This window comes from Streptomyces sp. NPDC058295 (assembly GCF_042880655.1).
GTDB classification, from domain to species: Bacteria; Actinomycetota; Actinomycetes; order Streptomycetales; family Streptomycetaceae; genus Streptomyces; species Streptomyces coriariae.
The window spans coordinates 166,414-184,646 of sequence record NZ_JBHVYO010000014.1; the positions used below are offsets into that span (position 1 = coordinate 166,414).

The 18,233-nt window shown below is 71.4% G+C and carries 18 protein-coding genes; 11 read left to right on the plus strand and 7 right to left on the minus strand.

The genetic code is table 11. The features are described 5' to 3' along the window. Positions 1 to 71: 71 nt before the first annotated feature. Complete coding sequence (locus ACFVYS_RS17630) at positions 72 to 1,085, minus strand: LacI family DNA-binding transcriptional regulator (RefSeq protein WP_389502940.1); 1,014 nt, start codon at positions 1,083 to 1,085, stop codon at positions 72 to 74. Positions 1,086 to 1,497: 412 nt separating this feature from the next. On the opposite strand from ACFVYS_RS17630, the gene ACFVYS_RS17635 reads away from it, so the two are divergent. After that, a complete protein-coding gene (locus tag ACFVYS_RS17635) occupies positions 1,498 to 3,432 on the plus strand; it encodes an acyl-CoA dehydrogenase family protein (RefSeq protein WP_389502942.1) in 1,935 nt (644 codons plus the stop codon). Positions 3,433 to 3,470: 38 nt separating this feature from the next. On the opposite strand, the gene ACFVYS_RS17640 is transcribed toward ACFVYS_RS17635, so the two are convergent. The 5 genes from ACFVYS_RS17640 to ACFVYS_RS17660 are packed head-to-tail and all read right to left on the minus strand — an operon-like array spanning position 3,471 to position 6,748. Beyond that, positions 3,471 to 4,190, minus strand: a complete 720-nt coding sequence (locus ACFVYS_RS17640) for a hypothetical protein (RefSeq protein WP_389502944.1) — start codon at positions 4,188 to 4,190, stop codon at positions 3,471 to 3,473. After that, entirely contained in the window at positions 4,187 to 5,224 is a 1,038-nt protein-coding gene (locus ACFVYS_RS17645; RefSeq protein ID WP_389502946.1) for a hypothetical protein, read from the minus strand. The genes ACFVYS_RS17640 and ACFVYS_RS17645 overlap by 4 nt, the downstream gene beginning before the upstream one ends. Before the next feature lie 11 nt (positions 5,225 to 5,235). Further along, on the minus strand, positions 5,236 to 6,093 hold the full coding sequence (locus ACFVYS_RS17650; protein ID WP_389502948.1) for a ThiF family adenylyltransferase: 858 nt from the start codon (positions 6,091 to 6,093) through the stop codon (positions 5,236 to 5,238). A gap of 33 nt (positions 6,094 to 6,126) precedes the next feature. Continuing rightward, positions 6,127 to 6,567 (minus strand): hypothetical protein, encoded by a 441-nt coding sequence (locus ACFVYS_RS17655; protein ID WP_389502950.1) that lies wholly within the window; start codon positions 6,565 to 6,567, stop codon positions 6,127 to 6,129. A gap of 1 nt (position 6,568) precedes the next feature. Further along, complete coding sequence (locus tag ACFVYS_RS17660; protein WP_020128630.1) at positions 6,569 to 6,748, minus strand: hypothetical protein; 180 nt, start codon at positions 6,746 to 6,748, stop codon at positions 6,569 to 6,571. 244 nt (positions 6,749 to 6,992) lie between these two features. Here ACFVYS_RS17660 and dxr point away from each other — a divergent pair, with 244 nt between their 5' ends. From dxr to ACFVYS_RS17690, 6 genes are all read left to right on the plus strand, one after another. Further along, a complete protein-coding gene (dxr, locus tag ACFVYS_RS17665) occupies positions 6,993 to 8,246 on the plus strand; it encodes a 1-deoxy-D-xylulose-5-phosphate reductoisomerase (protein ID WP_389502952.1) in 1,254 nt (417 codons plus the stop codon). Continuing rightward, positions 8,243 to 9,547, plus strand: a complete 1,305-nt coding sequence (locus tag ACFVYS_RS17670; protein ID WP_389502954.1) for a M50 family metallopeptidase — start codon at positions 8,243 to 8,245, stop codon at positions 9,545 to 9,547. Before dxr ends, ACFVYS_RS17670 begins: the two co-directional genes overlap by 4 nt. Before the next feature lie 216 nt (positions 9,548 to 9,763). Continuing rightward, positions 9,764 to 10,921 carry a flavodoxin-dependent (E)-4-hydroxy-3-methylbut-2-enyl-diphosphate synthase gene (gene ispG / locus ACFVYS_RS17675; RefSeq protein WP_028806657.1) on the plus strand — a complete coding sequence of 386 codons (1,158 nt, stop codon included), beginning with the start codon at positions 9,764 to 9,766 and terminating at the stop codon, positions 10,919 to 10,921. Between the two features lie 497 nt (positions 10,922 to 11,418). Beyond that, positions 11,419 to 12,267 carry a GNAT family N-acetyltransferase gene (locus ACFVYS_RS17680; protein WP_389502956.1) on the plus strand — a complete coding sequence of 283 codons (849 nt, stop codon included), beginning with the start codon at positions 11,419 to 11,421 and terminating at the stop codon, positions 12,265 to 12,267. Positions 12,268 to 12,288: 21 nt separating this feature from the next. Beyond that, positions 12,289 to 12,819, plus strand: a complete 531-nt coding sequence (locus tag ACFVYS_RS17685) for a GNAT family N-acetyltransferase (protein ID WP_057601439.1) — start codon at positions 12,289 to 12,291, stop codon at positions 12,817 to 12,819. Between the two features lie 107 nt (positions 12,820 to 12,926). Then, positions 12,927 to 14,627: a proline--tRNA ligase gene (locus ACFVYS_RS17690; RefSeq protein ID WP_389502958.1), complete on the plus strand. Its 1,701-nt coding sequence runs from the start codon at positions 12,927 to 12,929 to the stop codon at positions 14,625 to 14,627. A 45-nt stretch (positions 14,628 to 14,672) separates the two neighbouring features. On the opposite strand, the gene ACFVYS_RS17695 is transcribed toward ACFVYS_RS17690, so the two are convergent. Continuing rightward, complete coding sequence (locus tag ACFVYS_RS17695; protein WP_389502960.1) at positions 14,673 to 15,134, minus strand: hypothetical protein; 462 nt, start codon at positions 15,132 to 15,134, stop codon at positions 14,673 to 14,675. 24 nt (positions 15,135 to 15,158) lie between these two features. On the opposite strand from ACFVYS_RS17695, the gene ACFVYS_RS17700 reads away from it, so the two are divergent. Genes ACFVYS_RS17700 through ACFVYS_RS17715 form a run of 4 tightly spaced genes read left to right on the plus strand, consistent with a single transcriptional unit; the run spans position 15,159 to position 18,144 of the window. Next, positions 15,159 to 16,133 (plus strand): FAD:protein FMN transferase, encoded by a 975-nt coding sequence (locus tag ACFVYS_RS17700; protein WP_389502962.1) that lies wholly within the window; start codon positions 15,159 to 15,161, stop codon positions 16,131 to 16,133. Then, positions 16,130 to 16,711, plus strand: coding sequence for a ferric reductase-like transmembrane domain-containing protein (locus ACFVYS_RS17705; protein ID WP_389502964.1), 582 nt, complete (start codon positions 16,130 to 16,132; stop codon positions 16,709 to 16,711). Before ACFVYS_RS17700 ends, ACFVYS_RS17705 begins: the two co-directional genes overlap by 4 nt. After that, complete coding sequence (locus ACFVYS_RS17710; protein WP_389502965.1) at positions 16,708 to 17,925, plus strand: NADH-ubiquinone oxidoreductase-F iron-sulfur binding region domain-containing protein; 1,218 nt, start codon at positions 16,708 to 16,710, stop codon at positions 17,923 to 17,925. The genes ACFVYS_RS17705 and ACFVYS_RS17710 overlap by 4 nt, the downstream gene beginning before the upstream one ends. A 3-nt stretch (positions 17,926 to 17,928) precedes the next feature. Further along, a complete protein-coding gene (locus ACFVYS_RS17715) occupies positions 17,929 to 18,144 on the plus strand; it encodes a ferredoxin (RefSeq protein ID WP_389502967.1) in 216 nt (71 codons plus the stop codon). Positions 18,145 to 18,233 lie beyond the last annotated feature (89 nt).

Below are 18,233 nucleotides of genomic sequence, written 5' to 3' on the forward strand. Positions count from 1 at the left end.
CGGAGGAGCCGGGGTACGGAGGAGCCGGGCGGGTACGGAAGAACCGGGTGGGTGCGGAGAAGCGGGGTGGGTCAGGAGGCGGTGGGCGCCGGTCCCGTGCTCGCCCGGACCGTCAGCTCGGGCGCGATCAGCACGACTTCGTCGCTGCCGTGCCCCTCCAGCTTGGCGACGAGGCGTTCCACGGCGTGCCGGCCCATCTCCTGCGCGGGGATGGCGACCGACGTCAGCCGCACCGAGGCCTGGACGGCGACCTGGTCGGGGCAGATGGCCACCACCGACACGTCCTCCGGTACGGCCCGGCCCTGCTGGCGCAGCAGCGCGAGCAGCGGCTCGACCGCCGACTCGTTCTGCACGACGAACCCGGTGGTGCCCGGACGCTCGTCGAGGACCCGGGCCAGGGTCACGGCCATCGCGTCGTACCCGCCCTCGCACGGGCGGTGCAGCAGCCGCAGGCCCAACTCCTTCGCCCGGTACCGGAGTCCGTCGAGCGTGCGCTCGGCGAAGCCGGTGTGCCGTTCGTAGACGGCCGGTGCCTCGCCGATGACAGCGATGTCACGGTGCCCCAGCGTCGCCAGATGCTCCACGCACAGCGCGCCGGTCGCCGCGAAATCCAGATCGACGCAGGTCAGACCGGAGGTGTCGGCGGGCAGTCCGATCAGCACGGACGGCTGGTCGGTGGAGCGCAGCAGCGGCAGCCGTTCGTCGTCGAGTTCGACGTCCATCAGGATCATCGCGTCGGCGAGCCCGCTGCCGGTGACGCGGCGGACGGCGTCGGGACCCTCCTCGCCGGTGAGCAGCAGGACGTCGTACCCGTGCGTGCGTGCGGTGGTGGCCACCGCGATGGCGATCTCCATCATCACCGGCACGTACATGTCGGTGCGCAGCGGGATCATCAGCGCGATGATGTTGGACCTGCTGCTGGCCAGTGCGCGGGCACCCGCGTTCGGGTGGTAGCCGAGCTCCCGGATGCTCTGTTCGACCCGCTGCCGGGTGTTCGTGGAGATGGACCGCTTGCCACTGAGGACATAGCTCACCGTGCTCGCCGAGACTCCGGCGTGCTGGGCGACCTCGGCGAGGGTGACCATCCAGCTCTCCAAGTTTGTGAAGCGCTTCGACAGTGCGCAGGGCGAACAGGGGCGGGTGAGGGTGGTTCGACAGTAGCTCTAGCGGGGGTGGGTGTCCATAGGTTGTCGAAGCGCTTCGACAGCGAGTTGTGGGGGATTGGTGGAGAAGAGTACGGCAAGCTTTTCCGGCCCCCGCGGCCGCCACTCGTTCGGCGCAAGCCGCGCCCCGACGCCGGGTGCGTCCCCGGCGGCGGAGCGGGTGCCGAGCCGGGAAGGGATCAGGCCACCCGGACCGGAGCCGTACGCCTCCGGCACCGGCCGGACCCACGCGCGTGGGGTGGCCACCTCGCCCCGGATCGGGTACCAACGATCGGGTAGCACCCATCGGTAACCAATGTGGCCCGAGATCCCGATTCGCGGCGAGGTGAGCCTCATGTCCGCACCACCCCTCAAGAAACCCACTGTCACCGAGCGCGAGGCGCGCCAGGTCGCCGAGGCAGCGCGGGAGCAGGACTGGCGCAAGCCCAGCTTCGGCAAGGAACTGTTCCTCGGCCGCTTCCGGCTGGACCTCATCCATCCCCACCCGCTGCCCACCGACGAGGCCGTCCGGCGCGGTGAGCAGTTCCTGACGAAACTGCGCGCCTTCTGCGAGGCGAAGGTGGACTCGGCCCTCATCGAGCGTGAGGCCCGCATCCCCGACGAGGTGATCAACGGGCTCAAGGAGCTCGGCGCCCTCGGCATGAAGATCGACCCCAAGTACGGCGGCCTCGGCCTCACCCAGGTGTACTACAACAAGGCGCTGGCCCTGGTGGGCTCCGCCAGCCCCGCGGTCGGCGTGCTGCTCTCGGCGCACCAGTCGATCGGCGTCCCGCAGCCGCTGAAGCTGTTCGGCACCCCGGAACAGAAGCAGCGGTTCCTGCCGCGCTGCGCCCGCACCGACATCAGCGCCTTCCTCCTCACCGAGCCGGACGTCGGCTCCGACCCGGCGCGGCTCGCGACGAGCGCGGTGCCGGACGGGGACGACTACGTCCTCGACGGGGTGAAGCTGTGGACCACCAACGGTGTGGTCGCCGACCTGCTGGTCGTGATGGCCCGGGTGCCGAAGAGCGAGGGCCACCGGGGCGGCATCACCGCCTTCGTCGTGGAGGCGGACTCGCCCGGCATCACCGTCGAGAACCGCAACGCCTTCATGGGCCTGCGCGGCATCGAGAACGGCGTGACCCGCTTCCACCAGGTCCGGGTCCCAGCCGCGAACCGCATCGGCCCCGAGGGCGTGGGTCTGAAGATCGCCCTGACCACGCTCAACACGGGACGGCTCTCGCTGCCCGCGTCCTGCGTGGCGGCGGGCAAGTGGTCCCTGAAGATCGCCCGTGAATGGTCCGCGGCCCGTGAGCAGTGGGGCAGGCCGATCGCCCACCACGAGGCCGTCGGCGCGAAGATCAGCTTCATCGCGGCGACCACCTTCGCCCTGGAGGCGGTGCTCGACCTGTCCTCCCAGATGGCGGACGAGGACCGCAACGACATCCGGATCGAGGGCGCGCTGGCCAAGCTCATCGCCTCCGAGCTGGGCTGGCGCATGGCCGACGAGCTGGTCCAGATCCGCGGCGGCCGCGGCTTCGAGACAGCGGCCTCGCTGGCCGCCCGCGGCGAGAAGGCCGTCCCCGCCGAGCAGGTCCTGCGCGACCTGCGGATCAACCGCATCTTCGAGGGCTCGACGGAGATCATGCACCTGCTGATCGCGCGTGAGGCCGTCGACGCCCACCTCTCGGTCGCCGGCGACCTGATCGACCCCGACAAGTCCCTCCAGGACAAGGCGCGGGCGGGCGCGAACGCGGGCGTCTTCTACGCCAAGTGGCTGCCGAAACTGGTGGCGGGACCGGGTCAACTGCCGTCCTCCTACGCGGAGTTCAAGCACGGCATCGATCTCTCCCCGCATCTGCGTCACGTCGAGCGGCACTCCCGCAAGCTCGCCCGCTCCACCTTCTACGCCATGTCCCGCTGGCAGGGCCGGATGGAGACCAAGCAGGCCTTCCTCGGCCGGATCGTCGACATCGGCGCGGAGCTGTTCGCGATGAGCGCGGCCTGCGTGCGCGCCGAAATGCTGCGCTCGCGCGGCGAGAACGGCCGCGAGGCCTACCAGCTCGCCGACGCCTTCTGCCGCCAGTCCCGGATCCGCGTCGACGAGCTCTTCGGCCGGCTGTGGAGCAACACCGACGACGTGGACGGCAAGGTCGTCAAGGGCGTCATGGCCGGCACCTACGAGTGGCTGGAGCACGGCATCGTCGACCCGTCCGGGGACGGCCCCTGGATCGCCGACACCACACCGGGACCCAGCGAGCGGACGAACGTCCACCGTCCCATCCGCTGACCGGGCGCCGGGACGTGAGTCCGCCACCGTGCGCGGACTCACGTCCCGGCGGCGCCGCCCGCGGCTCCCGGTGCCCTCCTGGTCAGCACCCGGACCACGTTCGTCGGAACGGTGATCACCCGGCTCCCGGCCCGGGCGGTCACCGCCAGTTCGACCCAGCGCGGCATCGGATCCGGCGGCAGAACGGCACCGGCCCGCAGCTCGAGACGCCTGACGAGCTGCGACTCCAGCTGCCACAGCGCGATGTCCAGGCCGCCCTCGGGGACGTCGTACGACAGCGTCCGCGTGAACTCGGACTCCGTGTTCACCGAGATGGTCGACCTGGTGAGTCGGGACCACTGCGCGCTGGCCTGCGCGGCGAGGAAGGGGATGTCCAGCTTCGCCTCCAGGCCGATGGTGCTCGCCAGCTCCCGGGTGGTCTCCTCGCTGACGCCCACGCGGACCGTCCGCTCGTCGGTGAACTGGCTGGGCCCGTCGGTGGACACCACCCACAGCAGCCGCCAGCGCTGCACATGGCCGAGCCGGAACGTCAGTACCTCGGAGGCCGCGCCCAGCTGTGACGACGCCAGCGTGCCGAAGCCCGGCTCCCGCGCGAGCAGCCGGCGGGTGAACGCCGGGGCGGAGATGCTGCGCGAGACCAGCCAGGCGGACTGGCGGTGCTGGAGCGCACCGAGCGACGAGCCCACCGACTCGCCCAGGAAGGCGGGCGGTTCACGATGGGTCAGGGCGAGGGTGCGCCGGTTCGTGGTCGTGCTCATGGCCGCGGTCCGTTCTGCCCGCCCCGGGCGGGCGGACCGGCGGACCGGTGCAGGGCCCGGTGGTGGATGTCGGCCGCGCACTGCGCGATGGACTCCACCGCCTTGAGCGCGAAGGCGAGGTCGCCGGACCGGTCGCCGGTCAGACTGACCTCGAGGGTCTGGTTCCCCGCGACGGTCACCTTCAGCAGCCCGTCGGTGGTGTGCGCCGAGGACGGGTACAGCACATGCAGGGTCACCGGGACCCGGCCGGCCCAGACCACCTGGCCGGTCACCGCGATCCGGTCCGAGCGGACGACATGGCGCAGCCCGCTGTACCTCGCTATCAGGTCCCGGTCACGGGCCAGCCGTTCCTGGCCCTGGGGCGAGTCGGTCCAGCCCGGCACCGACAGCGGCACGGGCCCCTGCTGCGCCGCCGGGTCGGGCACCGCGACGGCCCCGCCCGCCGGGCTGGGCGGGCCCGCCGAGCCCGTGGGGTCAGGCGGCCCCTCGGTCACGACCAGGTTCTCTCCCGTCAGCTCGTAGTAGTGCCGGTCGCCCCGGACGAAGAGGAAGTGCCGGGCCGACGCGAAGCCACGGCTGTCCGTGCCCAGGCTGGCGAAGAAGAAGTCGTGGTTGTGCCCCTGGGCGTTCACCGTGTCCCGGTATCCCTCGATGTCCCCGGAACTGAGGCTGCGCAGCTGGTTGGGATGGTGACTGTGCCAGCTGCCCAGATGCTCGATCTCGGGGTACCGCTTCTCCAGCCGCCGGAACTCCTGGATCTGGAACTCGGTGTCGCCGCGGTGGAACGTGGGGGTGCGGTCCGCCCGCGGCCCGTCGTCGATGTAGTCCACGACATGCAGCTCCAGCCGCTCCATCGCGTCATGGCGCTCGTCCAGGCGTTCGGACCGCTTCGTGCCCCGGATGAACCCGACGTACTTGCCGCCCACCTCCACCTTCGGATGGCCGAGGATCTCCTGCGTGAAGCGATGCGTCACCCGGGGCCGTACGAAGACCCGCAGCGTGGCTGGGCATTTCTTCCGGGCTGTTCCGAACATCTCCACCGTCCTCACTCGCTGCCCGTGTCGGGCTCGGTGGCCGGCCCACAGGCGAGATGGCACCCGGTGAGCGGCCGGAGCAGGATGCGCGTGTTGTCGTACGAATTGCCGAAGAGGCCTTCGGCCCGGCGGATGCCGACGGTCAGCCAGTTGAAGCTCGGCTGGAGCAGATACCGCGAACGGCGGCCGCCCAGCAGCGAGAGCACGTAGTGGGCGTGGTACGAGGCCACGATGGAGATGTCGGCGGCCAGCCCGGAAGCCGCGAAGTCGGTCTCGCCCAGGCCGTAGATCCGCTGTTGTTCCTCGTCGGTGAGTTCCAGCCAGTCGTCGAGGTCCAGGCCCCGGTCCATGCAGAACTTCAGCTTGCAGTCGTGGCAGCCGGTCTCGCCCGGAAGGTAGGCGTAGACCTCGCCGCCCAGTCCGGTGCGGAACACCATGCCGAAGACACACGGGACGCGGCTGCGCACACACAGCTCGTTGACGTAGTTGCGGGCCACGGCGTCGTCGACCGCGCACACCACCAGGGCCGCCCCGGCGATCGCCCCCTCGATCTCGGGGGACCTGGTCACGTCGTGCGCGAAGGAGTCGACCCGGCTCGCGGGATTGCGGTCCACGAGCCATTCGGCGGCGATGTCGGTCTTGAGCCGCCCGAGGTCGCTGCGCCGCGCCGGATGCTTGACCAGGTTCTCCGGCTGGAGCACATCGGGGTCGAACAGCGCCCAGTCGCGGATGCCGCACATGGCCAGGCGCTCCATGACCACGGTCCCTCCGCTCCCCAGGCCGACCAGGACGATCCTGGCCCGGCCCAGTTCGGAGGTGTCGAGGAGATAGTCGATGCGGGATGTGTCGAGCACCGCGTCAGCGGTCATACCAGGACCTCCTCAGATGCCCGGTGGCCCCTGCTAGTGGGGCTGCTGCGGGCCCGGCCATACCTGCCGGTCGACCCAGATCTCGTACTTGTTGAGCCAGATCGCCGCCTTCGCGACCACGGCGGCCGCCGAGAAGAAGGAGGACCACTGCCTGCGACGCATCACGCAGATCGTGCCGTCCGCGTACATGTGCGGGTTCTTCACCGGCGTCCAGCCGTGCGGCCAGACCTGCGGAAGGCTGTGCGGATAGCCGTCGGGCAGATCGATCCAGATGTCGTACTGGGTGCCGGCGAACGTCCGCAGCGGGCCGCGGGCGACCGCCCAGGCGCCCGCGCGCGGAGTCGTGGAGTCCAGGACGAACCCGGGGAAGTGCAGCGCCAGGATGCGTCTCTCCTCGGCCAGCCGGCCGCCCACCGGATCGGCGCCGATGACCAGGCTGCGGGTGACCTTGATGTCCCTCGCCCCGCCCGGCACGTCAGGACCGGCCCGTCCGGGAGTACTCCCCCTTCTGGTCGGCGATGCCGACGATCGGCTTGTTGATGAACCCGGCGGGTGACTTTCCGGCGGCATAGATGTTGCCGTCCTCACCGACCTCCACGAGGTCGTTGTCACCCAGCGATGACAGCAGTTGCTCCGCCTCTGCGCGGCTCGTCATCAGAACCCCCCGATCGATCCGCAGATCCTGCGCGAAAGCTAGCGGCACGGATAGGTGAAGTGCCAACGAAATAGACCAAATGATCTGTAGGGAAAACTGTGCGGAAAACTCCGTACAGCGGACGATATGAAGTGCACACTGTCGACCACCTTCGGCCGTGCCGGGTGGGGCACACGTGACCGGTGGACCCTCCCGGGGGGACACCCCGGTCCTGCCGCACACCCGTTGCGGCAACAATGGGGGGATGAGCGACAGTCCAGCCCCCCTCGCCGACCCGCACCTCGTCTACGACCCGGTCGCGGGCGACGGCCCGAAGGACGTGGTGATCCTCGGCTCCACCGGCTCGATCGGCACCCAGGCCATCGACCTCGTGCTGCGCAACCCGGACCGCTTCCGGGTGACCGGCCTGTCCGCCAACGGCGGCCGGGTCGCCCTCCTCGCCGAGCAGGCCCGCAGGCTGCGGGTACGGACCGTCGCGGTGGCCCGCGAGGACGTCGTGGCGGCTCTGCGCGAGGCCCTCGCCGCCGAGTACGGGACGGGGGAGCCGCTCCCCGAGATCCTGGCCGGACCGGAGGCCGCCACCCTGCTCGCCGCCTCCGACTGTCACACCGTCCTCAACGGCATCACCGGCTCCATCGGCCTCGCGCCCACCCTGGCCGCCCTCGAGTCCGGCCGCACCCTCGCGCTCGCCAACAAGGAATCGCTCATCGTCGGCGGCCCGCTGGTCAAGGCGCTGGCCGAGCCCGGCCAGATCATCCCGGTGGACTCCGAGCACGCGGCCCTCTTCCAGGCCCTGGCCGCCGGCACCCGCGCGGAGGTGCGCAAGCTGGTCGTCACCGCCTCCGGCGGCCCCTTCCGAGGCCGCACCAAGCAGCAGCTGGCGAACGTGACGGTCGAGGAGGCCCTCGCCCACCCCACCTGGTCCATGGGCCCGGTGATCACGATCAACTCCGCGACCCTGGTCAACAAGGGGCTGGAGGTCATCGAGGCGCACCTTCTCTACGACATTCCCTTCGACCGCATTGAGGTCGTCGTGCATCCTCAGTCGTATGTCCACTCGATGGTGGAGTTCACGGACGGATCGACGCTGGCCCAGGCGACGCCCCCCGACATGCGAGGGCCGATCGCCGTCGGTCTGGGCTGGCCCCGGCGCGTCCCCGACGCGGCGCCCGCCTTCGACTGGAGTACGGCGTCGACGTGGGAGTTCTTCCCGCTCGACAACGAGGCCTTCCCCTCGGTGAACCTCGCCCGGCACGTGGGCGAGCTCGCGGGCACGGCCCCGGCGGTGTTCAATGCCGCCAACGAGGAGTGTGTGGAGGCGTTCCGCAAGGGCGCGCTCCCGTTCAACGGGATCATGGAGACCGTCACCCGGGTCGTGCGGGAGCACGGCACGCCGGCGACGGGAACTTCACTCACCGTGTCGGACGTCCTCGAAGCGGAGACCTGGGCACGGGCCCGGTCCCAGGAACTGACGGCTACCGCGGAGGCGCGTGCATGACAGCCCTGATGATGATCCTCGGCATAGTCGTCTTCGCGGTCGGCCTGCTGATCTCGATCGCCTGGCACGAGCTGGGACACCTGTCCACGGCCAAGCTCTTCGGCATCCGGGTTCCGCAGTACATGGTCGGCTTCGGCCCGACGGTCTTCTCCCGGAAGAAGGGCGAGACCGAGTACGGCGTCAAGGCGATCCCGTTCGGCGGCTACATCCGCATGATCGGCATGTTCCCGCCGGGCGACGACGGCCGGATCACGGCCCGCTCCACCTCCCCCTGGCGCGGCATGATCGAGGACGCCCGCTCGGCCGCGTACGAGGAGCTCCAGCCGGGCGACGAGACGCGCATGTTCTACACGCGCAAGCCGTGGAAACGGGTCATCGTGATGTTCGCGGGCCCGTTCATGAACCTGGTGCTCGCGGTGGGCCTGTTCCTCACCGTCCTGATGGGCTTCGGCATCCAGCAGCAGACCACCACCGTCAGCTCGGTCTCCCCCTGCGTCATCTCGCAGAGCCAGAACCGCGACGAGTGCAAGTCGACCGACCCGGCCTCCCCGGCCGCGGCCGCCGGCATGAAGCCGGGCGACAAGATCGTCTCCTTCGCCGGTGAGCGGACGGACGACTGGAACACGCTCTCCGACCTGATCCGGGTCAGCGCCGGCAAGGAGGTCGCCATCATCGTCGACCGGGGCGGCAAGGAACTGACCCTGCACACGACGATCGCCACCAACCAGGTCGCCAAGAAGGACTCCGACGGGACCTACGTCCAGGGCGAGTACATCAAGGCCGGCTTCCTCGGCTTCAGCGCGGCCACCGGCGTCGTCAAGCAGGACTTCGGCGACTCCGCGTCCTGGATGACCGACCGGGTGGGCGAGGCCGTCGACTCCATCGCCGCCCTCCCCGGCAAGATCCCGGCCCTGTGGAACGCCGCCTTCGACGGCGCCCCCCGCGAGCCGGACTCACCCATGGGCGTGGTCGGCGCGGCCCGCGTCGGCGGTGAGATCTTCACCCTCGACATCCCGGCCTCGCAGCAGCTGGCCATGGCCGTGATGCTGGTCGCGGGCTTCAACCTCTCCCTGTTCCTCTTCAACATGCTCCCGCTGCTCCCGCTGGACGGCGGGCACATCGCGGGCGCCCTGTGGGAGTCCCTGCGCCGCAACCTGGCCAAGGTCCTGCGCAGGCCGGACCCGGGCCCGTTCGACGTGGCGAAGCTGATGCCGGTGGCCTACGTGGTGGCGGGCATCTTCATCTGCTTCACGGTGCTGGTCCTCATCGCGGACGTGGTGAACCCGGTGCGCATCTCCTAGCCACCCTCTCGTCACCCGCGGTTCGCGGCGGCCCGGGACGATCCGTCCCGGGCCGCCTTGCGTCGCGTCGGGTCGACGGCCGGCGAGGGTCCCCCCGCCGAGTGGTTTGGAGGTGGGGGAGTGCTCACGCCTGGGCCGGTGCCGTAATCTCGAAGCCGGGAACCCGACTGAAGACGGGACCTGGGCCTTGATCCACGACTTGGGGTTGCACAGCAGATGACTGCGATTTCTCTCGGCATGCCGTCCGTTCCGACCAGGGTTGCCGAGCGCCGGAAGAGCCGGCAGATCCAGGTCGGATCCGTGGCGGTCGGCGGAGACGCCCCGGTGTCCGTGCAGTCGATGACCACGACCCGTACCTCCGACATCGGCGCCACCCTCCAGCAGATCGCCGAGCTCACCGCCTCCGGCTGCCAGATCGTCCGCGTGGCCTGCCCCACCCAGGACGACGCCGACGCGCTGGCCACGATCGCCCGCAAGTCGCAGATCCCGGTGATCGCCGACATCCACTTCCAGCCGAAGTACGTCTTCGCCGCGATCGAGGCGGGCTGCGCCGCGGTCCGGGTGAACCCCGGCAACATCAAGCAGTTCGACGACAAGGTCAAGGAGATCGCCAAGGCGGCGAAGGAGCACGGCACCCCGATCCGCATCGGCGTCAACGCCGGCTCGCTGGACCGGCGCCTGCTCCAGAAGTACGGCAAGGCGACCCCCGAGGCCCTCGTCGAGTCCGCCCTCTGGGAAGCCTCCCTCTTCGAGGAGCACGACTTCCGCGACATCAAGATCTCGGTCAAGCACAACGACCCGGTCGTGATGATCGAGGCGTACCGCCAGCTCGCCGCCCAGAGCGACTACCCGCTCCACCTCGGCGTCACCGAGGCCGGCCCCGCCTTCCAGGGCACGATCAAGTCGGCGGTCGCCTTCGGCGCCCTGCTCTCCCAGGGCATCGGCGACACGATCCGCGTCTCCTTGTCGGCCCCGCCGGTCGAGGAGGTCAAGGTCGGCAACCAGATCCTGGAGTCCCTCAACCTCAAGCAGCGCGGCCTGGAGATCGTCTCCTGCCCGTCCTGCGGCCGCGCCCAGGTCGACGTCTACAAGCTGGCCGAAGAGGTCACCGCGGGCCTCACGGGCATGGAGGTCCCCCTCCGCGTCGCCGTCATGGGCTGCGTCGTCAACGGCCCCGGTGAGGCCCGCGAGGCCGACCTCGGCGTCGCCTCCGGCAACGGCAAGGGCCAGATCTTCGTGAAGGGCGAGGTCATCAAGACCGTCCCCGAGTCGAAGATCGTGGAGACCCTCATCGAGGAGGCCATGAAGCTGGCCGAGCAGATGGAGGCGGACGGCATCACGTCCGGCGAGCCGTCGGTGTCCGTCGCAGGCTGACGAGGCCCGTAGACGCCGGTCGGGCATTCGAGAACGACGAGTCCGTCCCGAGCGAGCTGCTGCCCAGGCAGACGCATCCAGCCCGCCCGGCGTTTGGGCGGGGTCGGGTGCAGCGACCTCCGGTGGTTGGGGGCGCGGGACGGCCGTCTTGGGCTTCGCGCAGGGCAGGTTGATCCTGTGCGTCCGGCGTCCGGCGTCCGAGGACGCGGGGCGGCCGTCCCGCGCTTCAGCGCGAGGCAGGTTGATCCAGCCCGTCCGGTGGTTGGGGGCGAGGGTCGTCCCGGGCTTCTGTGCGAGGCAGGCTCATCCAGCCCGTCCGGCGTTTGAGGACGAGGCCGTTCAGGCTGACAGCGGGGGTCTGGGGGCGGCAGCCCCCAGGGGACGGCACCACACCCGACGGTCACGGCAGACGAACGCCAGCTGAACACGGGTCGGCACCGCCCAGCTTCCGCAGGTACAGTGCGGGGACCAGCAGACCTGAGTGTGAGGCCCCGCGCGTGTTGACCCAGACCACCTCCCGGGTCCTCGAACCGAGCGACCTGGACGCCGCGCTCGCCGTCCTCGACCGCGAGCCGGTGGCCAACGCCTTCGTCACGTCACGGGTACAGGTCGCTGGCCTCGACCCGTGGCGCCTCGGCGGCGAGATGTGGGGCTGGTACGAGGACGGCATGCTGACGTCCCTGTGCTACGCGGGCGCCAACCTCGTCCCGATCTGCGCGACCCCGAGAGCGGTGCGCGCCTTCGCCGACCGCGCCCGCCGGGCAGGCCGCCGCTGCTCCTCGATCGTCGGGCCCGCAGAGCCGACGACCCAACTGTGGCGCCTCCTCGAACCCCACTGGGGCCCGGCCCGCGAGGTCCGCACCCGACAGCCCCTCATGGTCACCGACCGCATGCCCGCCGACACCGCCCCGGATCCCTACGTCCGCCGCATCCGCAAGGACGAGATGGACACGATCATGCCGGCGTGCGTGGCGATGTTCACCGAGGAGGTCGGCGTCTCCCCGATGGCCGGCGACGGAGGCCTGCTCTACCAGGCCCGGGTGGCCGAACTCGTCGGCTCCGGACGCTCGTTCGCCCGCCTCGACGACCGGGGCAGGGTCGTCTTCAAGGCGGAGATCGGCGCGGCGACCTCCCACGCCTGCCAGATCCAGGGTGTCTGGGTGGCCCCGGAGTACCGGGGCCGGGGCCTGGCCGCCCCCGGCATGGCGGCGGTCCTGCGCTACGCCCTGGCCGACGTGGCCCCGGTGGTCAGCCTCTACGTGAACGACTTCAACACCACCGCGAGGCGCACGTACAGGAGGGTGGGCTTCCAGGAGGTCGGCGCCTTCACGAGCGTCCTCTTTTGAGGCCCCTGTAGGCTCCCCGCCATGGACCTCGTGATCGGCCCCTTGGACCTCCCCGCCCATGTGGACGAGGCCCTGGCCGTACAGGCGATCGCCTTCGGACTCGGCCCCGACGAGGTGGCCGTCCGCCGGCAGATCGTCCTGCGTCACATGGCGCACCCGGGTGCGAGAGCCTTCGGCGCGACCGTCGGAGAGCGACTCGTCGGCTTCGTCTACGGCATGCCCAACGACCGGGCCCACTGGTGGTCGACGGTCGTACAGCCTTACCTCCGGGCCCAGGGCAACGAGCAGTGGCTGGACGACTCCTTCGTGATCACGGAACTGCACGTCCACCCCGCCCACCAGAACCGCGGCGCGGGCCGGGCCCTGATCACCACGATCACCGACACCGCGACCCAGCCCCGCTCGATCCTCTCCGCGATCGACACCGAAAGCCCCGCCCGAGCGCTCTACCACTCCCTGGGCTACCAGGACCTGGCCCGCCGCGTCCTGTTCCCCAGCGCTCCCCGCCCGTACGCGGTGATGGGCGCCCCGCTCCCCCTCCTGCGCGGATAACGGATTTCCGGCCCGCCACGCTCCCCGGCTAACCTCCTAGCCAACACCCTCCCCCGCTCTCGGCGGCGCTCGAGCGGGGGACCCCCTTCGGCAGGAGTACGAGAACCATGGCGAACGCACCGGTCCAGCGCATGTCCCAGTTGATGGCGAAGACGCTGCGCGACGACCCTGCGGACGCCGAGGTCCTGAGCCACAAGCTCCTCGTCCGCGCCGGGTACGTCCGCCGCACCGCCGCCGGCATCTGGTCCTGGCTGCCGCTCGGCAAGAAGGTCCTCGCCAACGTGGAGCGCATCGTGCGCGAGGAGATGGACGCGATCGGAGCCCAGGAGGTCAGCCTGCCCGCCCTGCTGCCGCGCGAGCCCTACGAGGCGACCGGCCGCTGGGACGAGTACGGCCCGGAGCTGTTCCGCCTCCAGGACCGCAGGGGCGGCGACTACCTCCTCGGCCCCACCCACGAGGAGATCTTCACGCTGATCGTGAAGGACCAGGCGTCCTCGTACAAGGACCTGCCGGTCATCCTCTACCAGATCCAGACGAAGTTCCGTGACGAGGCCCGCCCCCGGGCCGGCATCCTGCGCGGCCGTGAGTTCCTCATGAAGGACTCCTACTCCTTCGACACCGAGGACGAGGGTCTCGCGCAGTCCTACGCCCTGCACCGCCAGGCGTACCAGAAGGTGTTCGCGCGCCTCGGCCTGGACTACCGCATCTGCGCGGCGACCGCGGGCGCGATGGGCGGCTCCAAGTCGGAGGAGTTCCTCGCCCCGGCCGAGGCCGGCGAGGACACCTTCGCCGACTGCCCGAACTGCGACTTCGCGGCCAACACCGAGGCGATCACCTACGAGTCGAAGCCGGTGGACGCCGACGGCGTGGCCGCTCTCGAGGAGATCCCCACCCCGGACACCCCCACCATCGAGACCCTCGCCGCCCACCTCGGCGTCCCGGCCTCGGCCACCCTGAAGAACCTTCTGGTGAAGGTCGACGGCGAGATCGTCGCCGTCGGCGTCCCCGGTGACCGCGAGGTCGACCTGGGCAAGGTCGAGGCGCACTTCGCCCCGGCCGCCGTCGAGCTGGTCACCGCCGAGGACTTCGTGGGCCGCCCGGACCTGGTCCGCGGTTACGTCGGCCCGCAGGGTCTGGACAAGGTGACGTACATCGCCGACCCGCGCGTGGCCCCGGGCACCGCCTGGATCACCGGCGCCAACAAGGAGGGCCTGCACGCGAAGAACGTCGTCGCGGGCCGGGACTTCGAGGTCGGCAGCTACGTCGACGTCGTGGTCGTCCAGGAGGGCGACCCCTGCCCGAAGTGCGGCACCGGTCTCAAGCTGGACCGCGCCATCGAGATCGGCCACATCTTCCAGCTGGGCCGCAAGTACGCCGACGCCCTCAAGCTCGACGTGCTCGGCCAGCACGGCAAGCCGGTCCGCGTGACCATGGGCTCGTACGGCATCGGCGTCTCCCGTGCGGTGGCCGCCCTCGCCGAGCAGAGCGCCGACGAGAAGGGCCTGTGCTGGCCCGCCGAGGTCGCCCCGGCCGATGTGCACGTCGTCGCGGCGGGCAAGGCCCTCCAGACCGAGCTGGCGCTCGACGTCTCCGAGAAGCTGCGCGCGGCCGGGCTGCGTGTCCTGGTCGACGACCGGGCCGGCGTCTCCCCGGGCGTGAAGTTCACCGACTCCGAGCTGATGGGCGTGCCGAAGATCCTGGTGGCTGGCCGCCGCTCGGCCGAGGGCGTCCTGGAGCTGAAGGACCGCAGGACCGGCGAGCGCGAGGAGCTCACGGTCGACGAGGCGATCGCCCGGCTGACAGCCTGATGTAAAGCAACATCTCAGGGAGTTCTGCCGGGGCGTATGGCTGCCTCACAGACTTCTCTCAGACCGTTCCCCGACCGTAGGGCGTGACAGAACGTCACTGCGGAGGGGAACGGTCATGGCGACCAGGGAACAGGAACGGGGGGCCGCGGCAGCGGTCCGCAGAGGTGCGCGGCGTACGGCCGCCCTGGCCGCGGCGGTCACGCTCGCGGCGGCGGCCGGGGTGTTCGCCCTGGTCGGCACCCTGCAGGCCGACGCCGAGACGACGGCGAGCGGCACGAGCACGAGCAGCAACAGCAGCTCCGGTTCCAGCGCGAGCTCCTCGGACACCGGCTCCACGGACACCGGCTCCACCGACACGGGCACCACGGACAGCAGCTCCACCGGCAGCAGTTCGACCCGCAGCAGCTCGACCGACACTGGTACGGACTCCTCGTCGAGCAGCTCGTCGTCCACGGACAGCTCATCCTCCTCGGACAGCGGTCTCACCTCCTCCTCCGGCGGCTCCACCGACTCCACCTCGGGAGCGTCGTGATGAGCGCCTCCCTCGCGTCCCGCACCACGGCCGCCGCGGAGTGGCGGGCCCTCGGCACCACGGTCCGCCTGGTCGTCACCGACCCGGCCCTGCTGGAGTCGTGCAACCTGCTCCTCGCCCGGCACCTCGCCGAGGTCGACGCGGCGTGCAGCCGCTTCCGCGCCGACTCCGAACTGGCCGCCCTCGACGGCACCGCCGGCCGCCCGGTCCGGGTCAGCCCGCTGCTCGCCGAGGCCCTCGACGTGGCCCTGCGCGCGGCCGAGGCCACCGACGGGACGGTCGACCCCACCGTCGGCTCCGCGATGGACGCCCTCGGCTACGACCGCGACTTCACCCTCGTCCGCGAGGACGACCGCCCGGCCCGGCTCACGGTCCGGCGCACCCCGGGGTGGCGCACCGTGCGCCTGGACCGGGCGACCGGCACGGTGACCGTCCCCGAGGGCATCCGCCTCGACCTGGGTGCCACCGCCAAGGCGTGGGCCGCCGACCGGGCCGTGGGGACGCTGGCCGCGGCGGCCGGCTGCGGGGTCCTGGTGAGTCTGGGCGGCGACACGGCCGTCGCGGGAGAGTCTCCGGCGGACGGCTGGCAGATCCGCGTCCAGGACATCACGGGGTCCGTCGACGAGACCCCCGCCCAGGGCCCCTGCGACTCGGTGGGCCTGCGCGGTGGGGGCCTGGCCACCTCGGGCACGACCGCCCGGCGCTGGCGGCGCGGCGGTCACGACCTGCACCACATCGTCGACCCGCGTACCGGCCTGCCGGTGCGTTCCCCGTGGCGCACGGTCTCCGTCGCCGCCGCGACCTGCGCCGACGCCAACGCGGCGAGCACGGCGGCCCTGGTGAAGGGCGCCGGCGCGGAGCGGTGGCTGCGACGGCGGGGCCTGCCGGCGCGCCTGGTGGCCCAGGACGGCACCGTCGTCACCACGCCCGGCTGGCCCACGTCGGCCGCGCTGTCACGGGAGGCGGCCGCGTGACCTCCGGGACCCTCTGGTACGCCAACCGTGCCACCGGTGCCGTCTGTCTCGTCCTCTTCACGGTCGTCGTCCTGCTGGGCATCGCGGTCCGGACGAGAACCCGGCTCCCCGGGCTCCCCCGTTTCGGCACGATGAGCCTGCACCGCACGCTCTCCCTCTCCGCGACCGCATTCCTGGCCCTGCACATCACCGCCGCGGTGGTGGACGGCTATGTCGACATCACGGTCGTGGACGTCCTCGTCCCCTTCGTCGGCGACTACCAGCCCCTCTGGCTCGGCCTCGGTACGGTCGCCCTCGACCTGATGCTCGCCGTCCTGGTCACCAGCCTGCTGCGGGAACGCCTCGGCCACCGCACCTGGCGCACCGTCCACCGGCTGGCATACGCCTCCTGGCCGGTCGCGCTCGTCCACGGCATCGGCATCGGCACGGACACCGGCGCCGACTGGATGACCTGGCTGACCGTCGTCTGCGTGGCCACGGCGGTCGCCGCCTTCGCCGCCCGCCTCGCCCACGCCGCCCGCGCCGGCCGCCGCACCCCCGCGGCCCTGCTGCGCACCGCCGAAGGAGCCCGACCGTGACCGCCACCTTCCCGGACCTCCACATGCCCCCACGTCTCCTCGCCCCCGGTGCCGTCCCGGCCGACCTGGCCACCCACCACCAGCGCTACGGCCCGCTGTCCCACGGCGACCCCGAGATCCTGCTCCGCACGGTCGCCGAGTCCGGCCTCACCGGGCGCGGCGGAGCCGGCTTCCCGACGTACCGCAAGCTCGTCGCCGTCGCGGAGGCCGGCCGGCGTACCGGCCGCGCTCCCGTCGTCGTGGCCAACGGAGCCGAAGGCGAACCGGCCAGCCACAAGGACAAGGCCCTCCTGCGCCTGTCGCCCCACCTCGTCCTGGACGGGCTCCAGCTGGCGGCCCGCACGGTCGGCGCGGGGGAGGCGTACCTCGCCGTGGAGGACGGCGCGACCTGGCTGGAATCCGTCCTCGCCCAGCGCACCGCGGACCCGCTGCCGGTGAGGGTCGTCCGCCTGCCCACGTCGTTCCTCTCCGGCCAGGCCGCCGCCCTCGCCCGGTACGTCTCCGGCGGTCCGGCCCTGCCCACCCACCAGCGCCCACCGGTCCGCGAGCGCGGAGTGCACCGGGCCCCGACCCTCGTACAGAACGTCGAGACCCTGGCCCACCTCGCGCTGGTCGCCCGCTACGGCGCCGACTGGTACCGCACGGCCGGTACCCCGACCCAGCCCGGCAGCGTGCTGTGCACGGTCCATGTGCCGGGCCGCGAACCCCGGGTGGTGGAGGCGCCCTACGGCCTGCCCCTGGGGCGACTGCTGCCGCTGGAAGGCGCCCGGGCGATGCTGGTCGGCGGCTATCACGGCGCCTGGATACCGGCCCCGGAGGCGGCCGAACTTGCCCTGGACAGCGGCTACTTGGGCGCGGGTGTGCTCGCCGTGCTGCCCGTCGACCGCTGCGGCATCGCCGAGACCGCGCGCGTCCTGCGCTATCTCGCCCTCCAGTCGGCCGGCCGGTGCGGCCCCTGCCTCAACGGCCTGCCCCGCATCGCCACCGCCTTCCGTACCCTCGCCGCGCCCGGCCCTCAGGGCACCGTCCGCGCCGACCTTGCCCGCTGGTCGGGGCTGGTCGAGGGCCGGGGCGCCTGCCATCACCCCGACGGCACCGTCAGCCTGGTCCGCAGCGCCCTGACCACCTTCGCCGCGGAGGTCGACGCACACGCCCGGGGCCACTGCACCGCGACCGACCACACGCCCCTGCTGCCCGTCCCCGAGGAGGGCTGACCCATGAGCACGGCCCAGCACATCGACATCGACCGGACCGCCTGCCAGGGCCACGGTCTCTGCGCGGACTTCCTCCCCGAACACATCGTCCTCGACGAATGGGGCTATCCCCTGGTCGACGGCGCCCCGGTCCCGGCCGGCACCCTGCGACGGGCCCGCCGGGCAGCGGCCGACTGCCCGGCGCTCGCCCTGACAATGATTTCTGAGCGGGCGGGCTGAGCAGGTGGCGGGAGGGTCAGCAGACCTCGGCCGCGAGGACGCCGTAGGGCGTGAGTTCCCGCGGGAGTTCCACCCTCATACCGCAGAAG